14 protein-coding genes are annotated in these 15,867 nt (G+C 72.3%); 9 read left to right on the forward strand and 5 right to left on the reverse strand.

Annotated features, from left to right (window positions below):
* Nucleotides 1-110 precede the first annotated feature (110 nt).
* From OG332_RS32315 to OG332_RS32340, 6 genes are all read left to right on the forward strand, one after another.
* Complete coding sequence (locus tag OG332_RS32315; protein WP_327416754.1) at nt 111-1,010, forward strand: helix-turn-helix domain-containing protein; 900 nt, start codon at nt 111-113, stop codon at nt 1,008-1,010.
* Between the two features lie 126 nt (nt 1,011-1,136).
* Nucleotides 1,137-2,624, forward strand: a complete 1,488-nt coding sequence (gene rimO, locus OG332_RS32320; RefSeq protein WP_327416755.1) for a 30S ribosomal protein S12 methylthiotransferase RimO — start codon at nt 1,137-1,139, stop codon at nt 2,622-2,624.
* Complete coding sequence (gene pgsA, locus OG332_RS32325) at nt 2,621-3,274, forward strand: CDP-diacylglycerol--glycerol-3-phosphate 3-phosphatidyltransferase (RefSeq protein WP_327416756.1); 654 nt, start codon at nt 2,621-2,623, stop codon at nt 3,272-3,274. Before rimO ends, pgsA begins: the two co-directional genes overlap by 4 nt.
* A gap of 76 nt (nt 3,275-3,350) precedes the next feature.
* Nucleotides 3,351-3,860, forward strand: coding sequence for a CinA family protein (locus OG332_RS32330; RefSeq protein WP_327416757.1), 510 nt, complete (start codon nt 3,351-3,353; stop codon nt 3,858-3,860).
* 109 nt (nt 3,861-3,969) lie between these two features.
* The gene (locus OG332_RS32335) at nt 3,970-4,350 is read left to right on the forward strand and encodes a helix-turn-helix domain-containing protein (RefSeq protein ID WP_030012484.1); all 381 of its coding nucleotides are present in this window, start codon (nt 3,970-3,972) and stop codon (nt 4,348-4,350) included.
* A 171-nt stretch (nt 4,351-4,521) separates the two neighbouring features.
* Complete coding sequence (locus OG332_RS32340; RefSeq protein ID WP_442816243.1) at nt 4,522-4,839, forward strand: hypothetical protein; 318 nt, start codon at nt 4,522-4,524, stop codon at nt 4,837-4,839.
* Here the strand turns inward: OG332_RS32340 and OG332_RS32345 are convergent.
* The 3 genes from OG332_RS32345 to OG332_RS32355 all read right to left on the reverse strand — a co-directional run bounded on the left by OG332_RS32345 (nt 4,787) and on the right by OG332_RS32355 (nt 7,171).
* The gene (locus OG332_RS32345) at nt 4,787-5,557 is read right to left on the reverse strand and encodes an SDR family NAD(P)-dependent oxidoreductase (protein WP_327416758.1); all 771 of its coding nucleotides are present in this window, start codon (nt 5,555-5,557) and stop codon (nt 4,787-4,789) included. The genes OG332_RS32340 and OG332_RS32345 overlap by 53 nt on opposite strands.
* Before the next feature lie 64 nt (nt 5,558-5,621).
* On the reverse strand, nt 5,622-6,416 hold the full coding sequence (locus OG332_RS32350) for an Fpg/Nei family DNA glycosylase (RefSeq protein WP_327416759.1): 795 nt from the start codon (nt 6,414-6,416) through the stop codon (nt 5,622-5,624).
* Nucleotides 6,417-6,715: 299 nt separating this feature from the next.
* The gene (locus OG332_RS32355) at nt 6,716-7,171 is read right to left on the reverse strand and encodes a transposase (protein ID WP_442816244.1); all 456 of its coding nucleotides are present in this window, start codon (nt 7,169-7,171) and stop codon (nt 6,716-6,718) included.
* 126 nt (nt 7,172-7,297) lie between these two features.
* On the opposite strand from OG332_RS32355, the gene OG332_RS32360 reads away from it, so the two are divergent.
* Nucleotides 7,298-8,521 carry a TerD family protein gene (locus OG332_RS32360; RefSeq protein WP_327416760.1) on the forward strand — a complete coding sequence of 408 codons (1,224 nt, stop codon included), beginning with the start codon at nt 7,298-7,300 and terminating at the stop codon, nt 8,519-8,521.
* 89 nt (nt 8,522-8,610) lie between these two features.
* Nucleotides 8,611-9,513 carry an IS5 family transposase gene (locus OG332_RS32365; protein WP_442816245.1) on the forward strand — a complete coding sequence of 301 codons (903 nt, stop codon included), beginning with the start codon at nt 8,611-8,613 and terminating at the stop codon, nt 9,511-9,513.
* Here OG332_RS32365 and OG332_RS32370 read toward each other — a convergent pair.
* Both OG332_RS32370 and OG332_RS32375 read right to left on the reverse strand, forming a co-directional pair.
* Nucleotides 9,500-10,147: a hypothetical protein gene (locus OG332_RS32370; RefSeq protein WP_327416762.1), complete on the reverse strand. Its 648-nt coding sequence runs from the start codon at nt 10,145-10,147 to the stop codon at nt 9,500-9,502. The two genes, OG332_RS32365 and OG332_RS32370, sit on opposite strands and share 14 nt — an antisense overlap.
* Before the next feature lie 157 nt (nt 10,148-10,304).
* A complete protein-coding gene (locus tag OG332_RS32375) occupies nt 10,305-14,894 on the reverse strand; it encodes an ATP-dependent helicase (protein WP_327416763.1) in 4,590 nt (1,529 codons plus the stop codon).
* An 80-nt stretch (nt 14,895-14,974) separates the two neighbouring features.
* Between OG332_RS32375 and OG332_RS32380 the strand changes: the two genes are divergently transcribed.
* A complete protein-coding gene (locus OG332_RS32380) occupies nt 14,975-15,808 on the forward strand; it encodes an AraC family transcriptional regulator (RefSeq protein ID WP_327416764.1) in 834 nt (277 codons plus the stop codon).
* The last annotated feature ends 59 nt before the right edge of the window (nt 15,809-15,867 follow it).

The following is a 15,867-nucleotide window of genomic DNA, read 5'->3' on the forward strand; positions in this document are numbered from 1 at the left end:
CCTTCGCCATTCGTATGGCGTATGAAGTGCACCCTCCGGTTGCTCCACCCTTTCGTCACCCCCCTAGACTGGACATCCAGCAGGTGGCTACACGCTCGAAAGGCGCCCACGTGTCCATCGGCAACGCCAACTCCCCAGAAGAAGAGCGGCCTTCGACCGACGACCGGTCCGAGGACCGCATCGTCGAACGACCTGTCGAGACCCCGTCCATCGGGACCGCCCTCAAGAAGGCCCGCATCGCCGCCGGGCTCACCGTCGACGAGGTCAGTTCCATCACCCGCGTGCGCATTCCGATCGTGCACGCGATCGAAGAGGACGACTTCACGCGGTGCGGCGGCGACGTGTACGCCCGCGGTCACATCCGTACGCTCGCCCGCGCCGTCGACCTCGACCCGGTACCCCTGGTCGAGAGCTACGACGCGGCCCACGGCGGCCGGCCGGCACCCACGCCCGCCGCGCCGATGTTCGATGCCGAGCGCATCCGTCCCGAACGGCAGCGGCCCAACTGGACCGCGGCCATGGTCGCCGCCATCGTCGCCGTGATCGGCTTCGTGGGCTTCACCGCCTTCAGCGGCGGCGACGAGAAGGACAAGCGGCCGGTGGCGGAAGGTTCCGCCACCCCGAAGCCCGCGGCTCCCAAGCAGACCGGGGGCAAGCCGGCCGCGCAGCCCCAGCAGACCCCTGCCGCGCCCAAGCCGGAACCCTCGGACAGCGCGATCGCCGCCGCGCCCAAGGACCTCGTCACCGTCGTCCTGACGGCCGACACGGGCGAGAGCTGGATCTCCGCCAAGGACTCCACCGGCCGTCTGCTCTTCGACGGCACCCTCACGCAGGGTGAGTCCAAGACCTTCACGGACAAGGAGTCCGTCGACCTCGTGCTCGGCGACGCCGGGGCCGTGAAGCTCTTCGTGAACGGCAAGGAGATCAAGGACGACTTCCAGCCGGGTCAGGTGGAACGTCTCACATACACCAAGGCGGACCCTCTTCAGGATCAGCCCCAGGCGGGCTGAGCAGAGGCCGCCCCCAGGCGGAACAGGGAAATCCGGATCCCCGGGGTGCTGCGCCGCACCCCGGGGATCTTGCTGTACGGGGACTTGCGGCTGGGGCCGACGCCGGGACGAAGTAGTCTTGAGTCCATGCCCGAACGCCGTACCGTCGCCCTTGTCACTCTTGGCTGCGCCCGTAACGAGGTGGACTCGGAGGAGCTCGCAGGCCGCTTGGCGGCGGATGGCTGGGAGCTCGTCGAGGACGCCGCCGACGCGGACGTAGCCGTCGTCAACACCTGTGGCTTCGTCGAAGCCGCCAAGAAGGACTCCGTAGACGCCCTCCTGGAAGCCAACGATCTCAAGGATCACGGCAAGACCCAGGCGGTCGTCGCCGTCGGCTGCATGGCCGAGCGCTACGGCAAGGAGCTCGCCGAAGCCCTGCCGGAAGCCGACGGAGTCCTCGGTTTCGACGACTACGCCGACATCTCCAACCGCCTCCAGACCATCCTGAACGGTGGCAGCGTGGAGGCCCACACCCCGCGCGACCGGCGCAAGCTGCTGCCGATCAGCCCGGCGGAACGCCAGAGCGCCGAGGTGGCCCTCCCCGGCCACGCCCAGGAGCCGGCCGAGGCCCCCGCCGACCTGCCCACCGGACTCGCACCCGCCTCCGGGCCGCGCGCGCCCCTGCGCCGCCGCCTGGACAAGAGCCCCGTGGCCTCGGTGAAGCTGGCCTCCGGCTGCGACCGGCGCTGCTCCTTCTGCGCCATCCCGTCCTTCCGCGGATCCTTCATCTCCCGCCGCCCCAGCGACGTGCTGGGCGAGACCCGCTGGCTCGCCGAGCAGGGCGTCAAGGAGGTCATGCTGGTCTCCGAGAACAACACCTCGTACGGCAAGGACCTCGGCGACATCCGGCTGCTGGAGAGCCTGCTCCCGGAGCTGGCCGCGGTGGACGGCATCGAGCGCGTCCGCGTGAGCTACCTGCAGCCCGCCGAGATGCGGCCGGGCCTGATCGACGTGCTCACCTCGACCCCCAAGGTCGTGCCGTACTTCGACCTGTCCTTCCAGCACTCGGCCCCCGACGTGCTGCGCGCCATGCGCCGCTTCGGTGACACCGACCGGTTCCTGGAACTGCTGGACACCATCCGCAGCAAGGCCCCGCAGGCCGGTGTGCGGTCCAACTTCATCGTCGGCTTCCCCGGCGAGAAGGAGTCGGACTTCGCCGAGCTGGAGCGTTTCCTCACCCACGCGCGGCTGGACGCCATCGGCGTCTTCGGCTACTCGGACGAGGACGGCACCGAGGCCGTCACCTACGACCACAAGCTGGACGAGGACACCATCGCCGAGCGGCTCGCGCACATGCAGCGGCTCGCCGAGGAGCTCACCTCGCAGCGCGCGGAGGAGCGGATCGGGGAGACCCTGGAGGTACTCGTCGAGTCCGTGGAGGCGGTGGACGAGGACGGCGACGGCGCCTACGGGCGCGCCGCCCACCAGGCCCCCGAGACCGACGGCCAGGTCGTCTTCACGGACAGCACAGGCCTGGTCCCCGGACGTATCGTCACGGCCAAGGTGGTCGGCACCCTGGGTGTGGACCTGGTGGCGGAGCCCCTGGGCATGGATCTTGAGGAGGCGGCCGGATGACCGGAGTCCCGGCATCTGCGGCGGGCGGGACCGGCCGGCCCGTACCCGGCGCGAAGCTGGGGGCCGCGGCGGTCAATCAGGCCAGCCTGTGGAACATCGCCAACATCCTGACGATGATCCGGCTCGTCCTGGTGCCGGGATTCGTCTTCCTGCTGCTCGCCGAGGGCGGCTACGACCCGGCCTGGCGCGCCTGGGCCTGGGCGGCGTTCGCCGTCGCCATGATCACGGACATCTTCGACGGGCACCTGGCCCGGACGTACAACCTGGTCACGGACTTCGGCAAGATCGCCGACCCCATCGCCGACAAGGCGATCATGGGATCGGCGCTGATCTGTCTCTCCTGGCTCGGTGACCTCCCGTGGTGGGTGACCGGGGTGATCCTCGGGCGGGAGCTCGGGATCACGCTCCTGCGCTTCTGGGTCATCCGCTACGGAGTGATTCCGGCCAGCCGCGGCGGCAAGCTGAAGACCCTGGCCCAGGGCACGGCCGTGGGCATGTACGTACTCGCGCTGACCGGGGCGCTGGCGACCATGCGCTTCTGGGTGATGGCGATCGCCGTCGTGCTGACCGTCGTCACCGGTTTGGACTACATCCGGCAGGCCGTCGTGCTGCGCCGGCAGGGGATCGCGGCGGAGCGGGCCGCGCAGTGACCAACGGCCTGGGGGAATCCTTCCGGTGACCGGAGGCGGAGCAGAGGCGGACGGCGGGGTCGGAGCGGTCGATCATGTGTTCGAGACGGCCGCGGAGGTGCTGCGCCTGCTCACGGAAAGTGACCAGTCGCTCGCCGTGGCCGAATCGCTCACCGGCGGCATGGTGGCCGCCGAGCTCACCGCGGTTCCCGGCGCCTCGCTGTCCTTCCGCGGATCGGTCACGGCGTACGCCACGGAGATCAAGCACCTGGTCCTCGGGGTGGACGCGGGACTGCTCGCGGCCGAGGGCGCGGTGAACGCGCAGGTCGCGGCGGAGATGGCAGCCGGGGTGCGGCGGGTGATGGGCGCTTCGTGGGGAATTGCGACCACCGGGGTGGCCGGTCCGCAGCCGCAGGACGGGCAGCCTGTGGGCACCGTCTTCGTCGCGGTGGACGGTCCGGGGAGCAGGAAAACGGTCCGGCTGAGGTTGAACGGCTCCCGTGCGGAAATCCGTAGGGAGAGTGCACGCACAGTGCTCGAGCTTCTCTCAGGCCAACTCCGTGAGAATGCGCGGAGGCAGGATACGGAACAGAACGGGGGGATTTGATGTTTGCAGCCCTGAGTGAACACGACATCGCTCCCCGCACGGCCGCGGCGCGAGGCGGTACGGTGGGGCGTGAAGGATGCGGCTACACGGTCAGAGGAGGGAGCCACCGATGATTCTGCTCCGTCGCCTGCTGGGTGACGTGCTGCGTCGGCAGCGCCAGCGCCAGGGCCGTACTCTGCGCGAAGTCTCCTCGTCGGCCCGAGTTTCGCTCGGCTATCTCTCCGAGGTGGAGCGGGGGCAGAAGGAGGCATCCTCCGAGCTGCTCTCCGCGATCTGCGACGCGTTGGACGTACGGATGTCCGAGCTGATGCGCGAAGTCAGCGATGAACTGTCGCTGGCCGAGCTGGCACAGTCGGCCGCGGCAAGCGAACCGGTGAGTGTGCCGGTCCGCCCGATGCTCAATTCGGTCTCCATGGCTTCGGTCACGGGTGGACCGGAGCGGGTGACCATCAAGGCGCCTGCGGAAGCGGTGAATGTCGTAGCCGCGTGAGCGAGCACGTGAGCGTTTGAGCGTGGCCGGAGCCCCGGCCGGTGCGTGAAGCACCGGCCGGGGCTCCGGGCCGTTCTGGGTGCGGTCCCGGGGGTGGTGCGGGAGGATGGGGCCGTCCGGGTCCCGGCCCTCCCCCAGACTCCGTCCGGGGGCACCCCCAGGGAGGTAGCCGTGCGGCGGTTACTGCACGTACCTGCGGCGTCGGCCCTCGCGCTGACGGTGGGGGTCCTGTGGTGGTGGGCCGTGCTGCGGCTGGTGCTGGCGCCCGAGGAGTCCGGGGCCGTGGAGGGCGCGGTGGCGGTGGGCGGCTGGGGGCTGGGGCTGCTGCCGGTGCACTGCGTACCGGGCCCGGTGCGGAAGGCGCGGCGGTCGGTGGATGCCGGCGGCGGGGGTGCGGAGGGTGCCGGAGGTGCGGGGGCCGTCGGAGGTTCCGGAGTCACCAGGGCATCGACACTCCGCCGTTCGGGCGAAGGATCTGACCCGTCATGAAGGACGAGGCGTCCGAGGCCAGGTAGAGCACCGCCTGGGCGATGTCCTCGGGCTCGCCGACCCGGCGCAGGGGGGACATGCGGACCATCGCCGCCTCGGTCCGTTCCTGGACCTCGGGGCCGTGGCGGCCGGTCATCGGGGTGCGGATCCAGCCGGGGGCGACGGCGTTGACCCGTATGCCGTGCGGGCCGGCCTCGGTGGCGAGGGTCTTGGTCAGCTGCACCACGGCGGCCTTGGCGGCGCTGTAGCAGAGCAGGCCGGGCTGGGCGGCGTCCACGGCCCCGGAGGCCATGGTGACGATGGAGCCGGGACGGCCCGCCGCGATCATGCTGCGGGCGGCTTCCTGGCAGGTGCGCAGCACCCCCTTGAAATTGACGTCCAGGACCCGGTCGAGGTCCTCGTCGGTCGTCTCCAGGACGCTGCTGATGTGCATGACCCCGGCGATGGCGGCCGTGATGTCGAGCGGGCCCGCCGCGGAGACGGCCGCCCGGAGCGCCACCTGGTCGGTGACGTCGAGGGGATGGACGGTGGCGGCGCCGCCGGCCTTGGTGACGAGGGCAGCCGTCTCGGCGAGGCCCTGCTCGTCGCGGTCCGCGCAGTGGACGTGCGCGCCCGCCTCGGCGAGGAGGACGGCGGTGGCGCGGCCGATGCCGCTGGCCGCGCCGGTGACCAGGGCGGTGCGGCCGGTGAGGTCGTACGAGGCTGTGGGTGTGGGCATGCCGGGACGGTACGACCGGATCTGACGGAGCGTCAACCGGTGCGTCCTGCCGCCTGGACGCCGTCTACGGAGTCGGGCCCGGCTGGCAGCGGGGGCACCAGTACGTGGGGCGGTCGTCCTGGGGGGCTTCGCGGACGGGGGTGCCGCAGCGCAGGCACGGCCGGTGGGAGCGGCCGTAGACGAAGAGGTTCTGGCCGGGGCGGCGGCTGCCGGTGGTGTTGCGGGGGCCCGGCCGCTCGCCGGTGTTCGCGGACAGCAGCCGGTGGGCGGCGGCGGCCAGGCGCGGCAGGGTGGCCTCGGGGAGCGCGCCGACCGGTGTCCACGGGGTGACCCCGGCCAGGAAGCAGAGCTCGGCCTTGTAGATGTTGCCGATACCGGCGAGGTTGCGCTGGTCGAGCAGGGCCTCGCCGAGGGGGCGCTCGGGGGCGGCGAGCAGGTTGGCGGCGGCTCGCGCGGGATCCCAGTCCGGGCCGAGGAGATCGGGGCCGAGATGACCCACGGCCCTGTCCTCGTCGGCGGTGCGGAGCAGTTCCAGAACGGGGAGGCGGTAGCCGACGGCGGTGTGCTCGGCGGTGCCGAGGACGGCCCGGATCTCGTGGGCGGGGCCGCCGCGCCACTTCTCGCCGGCTGCGAAGACGTGCCAGGCACCGTCCATGCGGAGGTGGCTGTGCAGGGTGAGGCCGCCCTCGAAGCGGGTGAGGAGGTGCTTGCCGCGGGGGGTGACGTCGAGGGTGACGCGGCCGGTGAGGTCGGCGGTGGCGAAACGGGGGACGCGGAGGTCGCTGCGGGTGAGTTCGCGGCCTGCCAGGGCGGCGTGGAGACGGGTCGCCGCGCGCCGGATGCTGTCGCCTTCGGGCATGGGGCCATTGTCGCCCGCCGCGGCCTGCGAGGGCCGGGTTCCGGGAGGTCCGGGGGCCCGCCGGGCCGGGCGAACGGGGCGAGCCCCTGCGGCGAGGTGTGGCCGCAGGGGCTCTGTGATGCAGGAGGGGTCCGAGGGGCCGGAGGGGCCGGAGGGGCCGGAGAGGCCGGAGAGGCCGGAGGGGCCGGAGAGGCCGCTCATCACTTCCAGACGAGACCCTTGTTCGGATAGTTGTAGGGGTTGCCCCAGTACTCGGCTGCGGTGACCTTCGTCTGAGAGGCTGTCGGGTGGCCGGTTGATTACGCTGCGATGAGGTCTTCGACGGTCGTGGTTCGGGCGGCCTTGCGGTGGGATTCATGGCTCCACCGCGATGGCTGCCCGGCGAGCCGGACCAGCATCAGGCGGATCATCGCTACTTTGATCATGGCCTCGGAGGTCGCGGTCAGCCGTTCGTAGTCGCGGGCCAGCCGGCGGTTTCGGACCAGCCAGCCGAAACTTCGCTCCACCACCCAGCGACGGGGCAGGACCTTGAAGCCCTTGACGTCGTCGGTCCGCTTCACGATCTCGACGACGATGTCCAGCGCATCCCTGGCCCATGAAAGCAGTGTGGAGTCAACGGAGTTGGCGTATCCGCCGTCGGCCCACACCAGGCTGGCCGTGCGGAAGCCGGCGGCGAGCCGGGCCAGGACGGTGCGGCCTCCGGCCCGGTCCTGCACGGACGCGGAGGTGACGGCGACGACCAGCAGCAGGCCCATGTCGGGAGACTCGCGAGCCCCACTGACAACCTGGATGTGAGGGCTCCGCATGCGCGTGCGGCGGTCCTCGTGCAGAATCTGGAAGTTGAACGGAGAACTTCGATGATCGGGGTGGGAACTGTGGCAGTGACACCTGTGACACTCGGCAAGGGCGGCAACTGCCCCCTCCCCGGCGGAGCGGTCACCGTGACCGTACGGACCACGGCGGCCGTGGACGTCTCCGCGCTGCTGCTCACGGCGGACGGCAAGGTGCGCGACGACTCCGACCTGGTCTTCTTCAATCACCCGGAGCAGGACGGCCTACGGGTGGCTGGCGCGGTGGTGGAGGCGGACCTGGAGCGGATCCCGGCGGGGATCGAGACGGTGGTCTGTGTGGCGAGCATCGACGTGGACCAGCCCGGCGCGGCCTTCGACACCGCCTCGACCCCGGCGGTCTCGGTGGTGTGCGGGGGCCAGGACGCGCGGTTCACCCCGCCGCCGCTGACGAACGGTGAGACGGTGCTGCTGCTCGTCGAGCTGTACCGGCGCGCGGGCGGCTGGAAGCTGCGGGCGGTGGGCCAGGGCTACGCGACCGGCCTCGCGGGGCTGGCCACCGACTTCGGCATCACGGTGGAGGAGGACGCCGATGAGGCGCCCGCGCCCGCGGCCGTACCGGCACCCGCCGCACCTCTGGCCGCACCCGCCGCCATACCGGGGGTGGCGCTCGGCAAGGTGGAGCTGACCAAGCACGGGGCGGCGACGATCTCCCTCGACAAGAGCGACTCCGGCGCGGTGGTCACCGCGACCCTGGAGTGGGACGGCGGCACACGCGCCGAAGGCGCCGCCGACCTCGACCTGTACGCCCTGTTCGCCCCGGCCCAGCAGGTGCGCCCGAAGCTCGGCAAGGACGAGCGGTACGAGGCGGACGAGGCGAGCGAGGAGGACCCGGCGGCCGGCGCCGTGTACTGGAACAACCTCGGCACGCTCGACGCGGCGCCCTACATCGCCCTCGAAGGGGACGCGCAGGAGCCGGGCTGCGAGACGGTCCGCATCCAGCGCCCCGACGCGCACGGCTACGTACTGATCTGCGCGTACAGCGCGGTGGGTAACGGCACCGGCAGCTTCAAGAGCTTCGGCGCGAAGGCGGTGGTGAGCGACGGGCGCGGATCGACGGTCGTGGCGCCGCTGTTCTCGAAGAACGAGTATGCCTACTGGGTGGCCATCGCCCTCGTCGACTTCACCAACCCGCACGGAGTGCGGATCAGCCAGGTCGAGAAGTACAGCCGCCGCAGCTCGGAGAGCCGTCCGATGCTCTACGCCGACGGCGTGGTGGCGATGGACCGGGGCCCGGTGGAGTTCAAGGACTTCTAAGAGCCTGTCGGTTGGCTGATCATGCGTGAAGCGTGACGGTCGCGATCTGCCCTCCGGGCATGGCGACGGCCCCGGAATGATCACGTGGTGTGTGCCAGTGCGACAACTCCGAGGCCGTCAGCGGCCCATGCTATCCGTCCAGCCTGACCGATGAGATGTGGGAGATCATCCAGCCGCTCCTTCCCGCGCGTGACCTGCGAAAAGGTGGCGGGGTGCGCAAGTACGGAGACCGGTTGGTGCTCGACTCGGTCTTCTACGTACTGCGCTCGGGCTGCCAGTGGCGGATGCTCCCGCGCGACCTGATGCCCTGGGACGCGGCCCACCGCTGGTTCACCAAGTGGCGCCGGGACGGGACCTGGGACCGCATCCACGACGAGCTCCGCCGCCAGGTCCGGATCGGGGCCGGACGCGATCCCGAGCCGTCGGCCGCCGTGATCGACGCCCAGTCGATCAAGACCAGCGAGGGCGGCGAGGCGCGCGGGTTCGATGCGGGCAAGCGGACGACAGGGCGGAAGAGACACGTGATCGTTGACACGATGGGCCTGCTGCTGGTCGTCGCCGTCACCTCCGCGTCCGTGCAGGACCGGGCCGGAGGCCGCACCGTCCTGGCCCGGCTCGCCGCCGGCTTCCGCACGGCCAGCCTGGTGTGGGCCGACGGCGGATACGCCAACTCCGTTGACTCCACACTGCTTTCATGGGCCAGGGATGCGCTGGACATCGTCGTCGAGATCGTGAAGCGGACCGACGACGTCAAGGGCTTCAAGGTCCTGCCCCGTCGCTGGGTGGTGGAGCGAAGTTTCGGCTGGCTGGTCCGAAACCGCCGGCTGGCCCGCGACTACGAACGGCTGACCGCGACCTCCGAGGCCATGATCAAAGTAGCGATGATCCGCCTGATGCTGGTCCGGCTCGCCGGGCAGCCATCGCGGTGGAGCCATGAATCCCACCGCAAGGCTGCCCGAACCACGACCGTCGAAGACCTCATCGCAGCGTAATCAACCGGCCACCCGACAGCCTCTGAGCCGACGGGGCGAGGGCCACCGCGCAGCTGGTCTGCGTCTGGCCGTTGACGAAGCCCTTCGGCAGCGACTCGTTCGGGCACTTCTCGAACTTGCCTATGATCGATACGCGCTGTGCCTCGGTGCCGTCCCCGAGCAGGCCCTTGACCTGGGTCACGGAGGAGTGCGACAGGTCCGTGGTGCCGGTGTTCTTGACCGAGTAGCGGATGTAGTACGGGATCATCCCCTTCACTTTGTCGCCGAGCTTGAGCGCGTCCAGGTCGGCGGGGTTGCCCTGCTCGATCGCGGTGACCGTGAGGGCGATCTGGCCGCCCTTGTTGCTTCCGTAGCTGAACGGGATCTCCGCGGCCTCGCCGATCTTGAAGGTCTGGCCGGACTTCGCCGTGCCGTTCGCCCCGGCGGGGGCCTCGCTGCCGCCTGTGGTGGGGGCGGTGGCGCTGGGGCTGGGTGCTTCGGACGGGGCGGCCGGCGAGGCGGACGAGGCGGAATCACTCGGCTGCGCGGGGGCCAGCTCCTCGTTGCCGTTCTTGCATCCGGTCAGGGCCAGGGTGCCGGCGACCGCCAGAACGACCGCGCCGAGGGTGGTGGTACGCATGCTGATGGTGCTCACTCTTCTACTCCCCCATGACTGTGCATCGCCAATGCAATGCCTGTGATCATCTTGATAAAGGATGAGTAAGCGGCTGTGCCAGCCCAGGGGGCGGCCCACAACAGTTCTGTGACATGTCCAGGACGTGAGCGGAACAGTCGGCGCCGGTTTGCAGTCGTCAGGAACGCAAGCGCAAACCCCTCGGGGTGGCGTGGAATCCGGCCGCCTCCAGGGCCCGGCCCAGGGGGGAGGTCAGCGCCGCGGCCGCGTTGATGCGTTCCACCGTGAGGGCCGGGAGGGTGCCCGCGCGCGAGGCCGCGGCCAGGGCGGCCGTGGCAGCCGCGAGGCGGGGATCCTCCGGCGGGGGCCAGGCCAGCAGGGTCTTGCCGCCGCGCTCCAGGTACAGGGTGAGCTCGCCGTCCACCAGGACCACGAGGGAGCCGGCCTTGCGGCCCGGTTTGTGGGTGGCGCCGGCCGGGGGCTCGGGCCAGGGCAGGGCCGCGCCGTACGCGTTCGCCGGGTCGGCGGCCGCGAGGACCACCGCCGCCAGCGGGGGCGGGGTCCGCTCCGCGGCACGGAGGCGGTCCACCGCGCCGTCCATCGCGAACTGGGCCGCGCCCAGTCCCTCGACCACATAGCCCCGACGGGCCTGGCCGCTGTCCTCGAAGGCCGACAGGACGCGGTACACCGCGCTGAAGCCCCCTTCGACGCCCTCCGCCGCCACCGCGCCCCTGGTGACCACGCCGTGCCGGTCCAGCAGGGTGCGGGCCAGGGCGTGGGCCCGGTGGGTCGGGTCGGGGGCCTGGGACGGCAGCAGCGACCAGCGCCCGGAGACCGTGGGCGGGCCGGTACGGGACACGGTCGCGCTGAGCGTGCCGTACCGGCCGCGGGGGACCGTGCGCCGGGCCCGGTGGGCCGTCGCGCCCGCCGTGCGGCCCGACCCCAGCAGCGAGCGCAGCGGGGCCAGGGTGTCGTTGGTGAGCCGGCCCGACCAGGCCAGGTCCCACACCGCCTCGGAAAGGGCGACGTCGGAGACCTCGGGGAAGTCGGCGCGGATCGACTGCGCGATCTGGCGGAAGAACAGGCCGTACCCGCCGGTCAGGGCGGCCAGGACCGCCTGGTGGAGCGGGCTCGGATCCAGCGGGTGCGGCGGGGGCAGGAGCAGGGGGGCCGCGTCCGCCAGGTACAGGGAGATCCAGCCGTCCTTGCCCGGGAGGGCTCCCGCGCCCGCCCAGACCACCTCTCCGGCAGTGGTCAGCTCGTCCAGGAGGCCGGGGGAGTAGCCCGCCACCCGCGACGGGAGGATCAGCCGTTCCAGCGCCGAGGCCGGGACCGGGGCGCCCTGGAGCTGCTCGACCGCCCGGGCCAGTCCGTCGAGGCCGCGCAGGGCTCCGCCCAGGTGCTGCCACTGGGGCAGGAACGTGGCCAGCGAGGTCGGCGGCACGGGCTCCAGCTCCTGGCGGAGCGCGGCGAGGGAGCGGCGGCGCAGCCGGCGCAGCACCGTCGCGTCGCACCATTCCTGGCCGATGCCCGCCGGGTGGAACTCGCCCTGGACCACCCGGCCGGCCGCCGCCAGCCGGTGCAGCGCGCCCTCGGTCACCGCGGTGCCCAGCCCGAAGCGGGTGGCGACGGCGGCCGTGGTGAACGGCCCGTGGGTGCGCGCGTACCGGGCCAGCAGGTCACCGAGCGGGTCCTTGACCGGCTCGGTGAAGGCCTCCGGAACGCCGACGGGGAGCGCCGTGCCCAGCGCGTCCCGCAGCCGGCCCGCGTCCTCGATCGCCGCCCAGTGGTCCGCGCCGCCGATCCGGACCCGGATGGCGCGGCGGGCCTCGGCAAGCTCGTGTGCCCAGGACGGTTCCGCCCCGCGCTCGGTCAGCTCGTCCTGCGTCAGCGGGCCCAGCATGCGCAGCAGGTCGGCCACCGACTCGGGATCCTTGGCCCGCCGGTCCTCGGTCAGCCACTGGAGCTCCCGCTCCAGATCCTCCAGCACCTGCGCGTCGAGGAGCTCGCGCAGCTCCGCCTGGCCGAGCAGCTCGGCCAGCAGCCGGGAGTCCAGCGACAGCGCAGCCGCCCTGCGCTCGGCGAGCGGCGAGTCGCCCTCGTAGAGGAACTGGGCGACGTACCCGAAGAGGAGGGAACGGGCGAAGGGGGAGGGCTCCGGGGTGGTGACCTCGACCAGTCGCACGCGGCGCGCCTCGATGTCCCCCATCAGCTCGGTCAGGCCGGGCACGTCGAAGACGTCCTGGAGGCACTCGCGTACGGCTTCCAGCACGATCGGGAAGGAACCGAACTCCGAGGCCACCTGGAGCAGCTGGGAGGCACGCTGGCGCTGCTGCCACAGCGGGGTGCGCTTGCCCGGACTGCGCCGCGGCAGCAGCAGGGCGCGGGCCGCGCACTCGCGGAAGCGGGAGGCGAAGAGCGCGGAGCCGCCGACCTGGTCGGTGACGATCTGGTTGATGTCGCCGTGGTCGAAGGCGACGTCGGCCGCGCCCAGCGGGGCCTGTTCGTCGTCGAACTCGAACGGCTGCGGAGCCGCGGGGTCGTGGTCCAGCAGGTCCATGGACAGCAGGTCCGCGTCCGGGAGGCGGAGCACGATGCCGTCGTCGGCATGCATCACCTGCGCGTCCATGCCGTACTTCTCGGCGAGGCGGGCGCCCAGCGCGAGCGCCCACGGGGCGTGCACCTGGGCGCCGAAGGGGGAGTGGACCACGACCCGCCAGTCGCCCAGCTCGTCGCGGAAGCGCTCCACCACGATGGTCCGGTCGTCCGGGACGTGGCCGCAGGCCTCACGCTGTTCCGCGAGGTAGGCCAGCACGTTCTCCGCGGCCCAGGCGTCCAGGCCGGCGGCCAGCAGCCGCAGCCGGGCGTCCTCGTCGGTGAGGCCGCCGAGCTCGCGGAGGAACGCGCCGACCGCGCGGCCCAGTTCGAGCGGGCGGCCGAGCTGGTCGCCCTTCCAGAACGGCAGCCGGCCCGGCACCCCGGGGGCCGGGGTGACCAGGACGCGGTCGCGGGTGATGTCCTCGATCCGCCACGAGGTCGTGCCCAGCGTGAAGACGTCCCCGACGCGGGACTCGTAGACCATCTCCTCATCGAGCTCGCCGACCCGGCCGCCGCCCTTCTTCGGGTCCGAGCCGGCCAGGAAGACGCCGAAGAGACCGCGGTCCGGGATCGTGCCGCCTGAGGTCACCGCGAGGCGCTGGGCCCCCGGCCGCCCGGTGATCGTCCCCGCCACCCGGTCCCAGACCACGCGCGGTCTCAGCTCGGCGAACGCGTCCGACGGATAGCGGCCCGCCAGCATGTCCAGCACCGCGGTGAACGCCGACTCCGGCAGCGCGGCGAAGGGCGCCGCCCGCCGCACCAGGGCGAGCAGGTCGTCCAGTTGCCAGGTGTCCATCGCGACCATCGCGACCAGCTGCTGCGCCAGTACGTCCAGGGGGTTGGAGGGGACACGGAGGGACTCGATCGCCCCCGTGCGCATCCGCTCGGTGACCACGGCCGCCTGCACCAGGTCGCCGCGGTACTTGGGGAAGACCACCCCGGTGGAGACCGCGCCCACCTGGTGGCCGGCCCGGCCCACCCGCTGGAGCCCGGACGCCACCGACGGCGGGGACTCCACCTGCACCACCAGGTCCACCGAGCCCATGTCGATGCCCAGCTCCAGGCTGGAGGTGGCGACGACGGCCGGCAGCCTTCCCGCCTTCAGGTCCTCCTCCACGATCGCCCGCTGCTCCTTGGAGACCGAGCCGTGGTGCGCGCGGGCCAGCAGGGGCGGGGCGCCCAGGGCGGCGCCCGACTGGGCCATGATCTCGGCCGGGGGCGAACCCTCCGGCAGCCGCTCGCCCATCGCGCGCTCGTACGCGATCTCGTTGAGCCGGTTGCACAGACGCTCGGCGAGGCGGCGGGAGTTGGCGAAGACGATCGTCGAGCGGTGGGCCTGCACCAGGTCCGCGATCCGCTCCTCCACATGGGGCCAGATCGACGGCTTGTCCCCGCCCTCCCTGCCCTCGGTCGCCGGAGATCCCCCCAACTCGCCCATGTCCTGCACCGGGACGACCACCGACAGGTCGAACTCCTTGGCGGAGGGCGGCTGGACGATCTCCACCTTGCCGCGCGGCGCGAGGTACCGGGCCACCTCGTCCACCGGCCGGACCGTCGCCGACAGCCCGATCCGGCGCGCCGGGCGCGGCAGCAGCTCGTCCAGCCGCTCCAGGGAGAGGGCGAGGTGGGCGCCGCGCTTGGTCCCGGCGACCGCGTGCACCTCGTCCAGGATCACGGTCTCGATCCCGGCGAGGGCGTCCCGGGCGGCCGAGGTCAGCATCAGGAACAGCGACTCGGGGGTGGTGATCAGGATGTCCGGCGGGCGGGTGGCCAGCGCCCGCCGCTCGGCGGGCGGGGTGTCGCCGGAGCGGATCCCGACCCGGATGTCCGGCTCGGGCAGGCCGAGGCGGACGGACTCCTGACGGATCCCGGTCAGCGGGCTGCGGAGATTGCGCTCCACGTCGACGGCCAGGGCCTTCAGGGGTGACACGTACAGGACGCGGCAGCGCTTCTTCGACTCGGCGGGCGGCGGGGTCGAGGCGAGCCGGTCGAGGGCGGCGAGGAACGCGGCCAGGGTCTTGCCGGAGCCGGTCGGAGCCACGACCAGCACGTCCGAGCCCTCCCCGATCGCCCGCCAGGCACCCTCCTGAGCGGTGGTGGGCGTACGGAAGGCCCCCGTGAACCACGAGCGGGTCGCGGGGGAGAACGAGTCGAGCGCAGCGCCTGCCATGCCCCCATCGTGCACCCGGCCACTGACAACGTCCCGGACCTGGGCAAACGTCCGTCACGGGCGGAGCGCAGAATGGGGGGATGGGGACGCGAGAGGGCGGCCGGGAGTGGGCACGGCACTGGCAGTACGCGGAACTGCCCGGGCTGGACCTGCTGCGCGCCCACTACGTCCGCCACACCTTCCCGCGCCACGCCCACGACGGGTACGTCATCGCGGCCGTCACCGGCGGCATCGAGGAGGTCGGCCTGCCGGGCCACGTCGTGCGCGCCGGACCGGGCAGTGTGGTCCTGATCAACCCAGAGGTGCCGCACACCGCGCGCGCCGGGGTCCCCGAGGGCTGGGCGTACGCCACCCTCTACCCCTCCCGCGAGCTGATCACCGAGGTCGCCGACGAGATCGGCACCCTGCGCGGCACTCCCGGCTTCACGGCCGACGTGGTCACCGACCCGCACGGATCGCGGACCATCACCGAGGTGCACCGGGCCGCCGAGGCCGGGAACGCGCTGGCCGCCGACACGCTGCTGCGAGGAGTCGTGGCACGGATGCTGACCCGGCACGCGGGCCCGCTGCCGGCCCGCAGGGCACGGCGCGCGGGCGCCGCCGACGCCGAACGGGCCCGAGCGGTGCTGGCGGAGCGGATGGCCGACCCGCCGTCGCTGGAGCAGCTGGCGGCCGACCTCGGAACCAGCCCCTTCGCGCTGCTGCGGGCCTTCCGCGAGCAGTACGGGATGCCGCCGCACACCTGGCTGACCGACGCCCGGGTCCGGCAGGCCCGCCGGCTGCTCGACGCGGGCACCGCGCCGGCGGAGGCGGCCGTCACCGTCGGCTTCACCGACCAGCCGCACCTGAACCGGCACTTCACCCGCATCGTGGGGGTCCCCCCGGGGGCGTACCGGCGCGAACGGGCCGTCTAGCCTTCCGATCCCGCCGCGCCGGGGCCGACCAGGGCCGACGGGGGCGCGCAAGAACGTAC

This window comes from Streptomyces sp. NBC_01233, from assembly GCF_035989305.1.
Lineage (GTDB): Bacteria > Actinomycetota > Actinomycetes > Streptomycetales > Streptomycetaceae > Streptomyces.

Bases quoted from the DNA above. Each gene is read 5' to 3' on its own strand.
- rimO (WP_327416755.1), top strand. From the start codon at position 1,137: ATGCCCGAACGCCGTACCGTCGCCCTTGTCACTCTTGGCTGCGCCCGT.
- OG332_RS32350 (WP_327416759.1), bottom strand. From the start codon at position 6,416: ATGCCCGAAGGCGACAGCATCCGGCGCGCGGCGACCCGTCTCCACGCC.
- OG332_RS32380 (WP_327416764.1), top strand. From the start codon at position 14,975: ATGGGGACGCGAGAGGGCGGCCGGGAGTGGGCACGGCACTGGCAGTAC.
- OG332_RS32335 (WP_030012484.1), top strand. From the start codon at position 3,970: ATGATTCTGCTCCGTCGCCTGCTGGGTGACGTGCTGCGTCGGCAGCGC.
- OG332_RS32355 (WP_442816244.1), bottom strand. From the start codon at position 7,171: ATGGGCCTGCTGCTGGTCGTCGCCGTCACCTCCGCGTCCGTGCAGGAC.
- OG332_RS32375 (WP_327416763.1), bottom strand. From the start codon at position 14,894: ATGGCAGGCGCTGCGCTCGACTCGTTCTCCCCCGCGACCCGCTCGTGG.
- OG332_RS32345 (WP_327416758.1), bottom strand. From the start codon at position 5,557: ATGCCCACACCCACAGCCTCGTACGACCTCACCGGCCGCACCGCCCTG.
- pgsA (WP_327416756.1), top strand. From the start codon at position 2,621: ATGACCGGAGTCCCGGCATCTGCGGCGGGCGGGACCGGCCGGCCCGTA.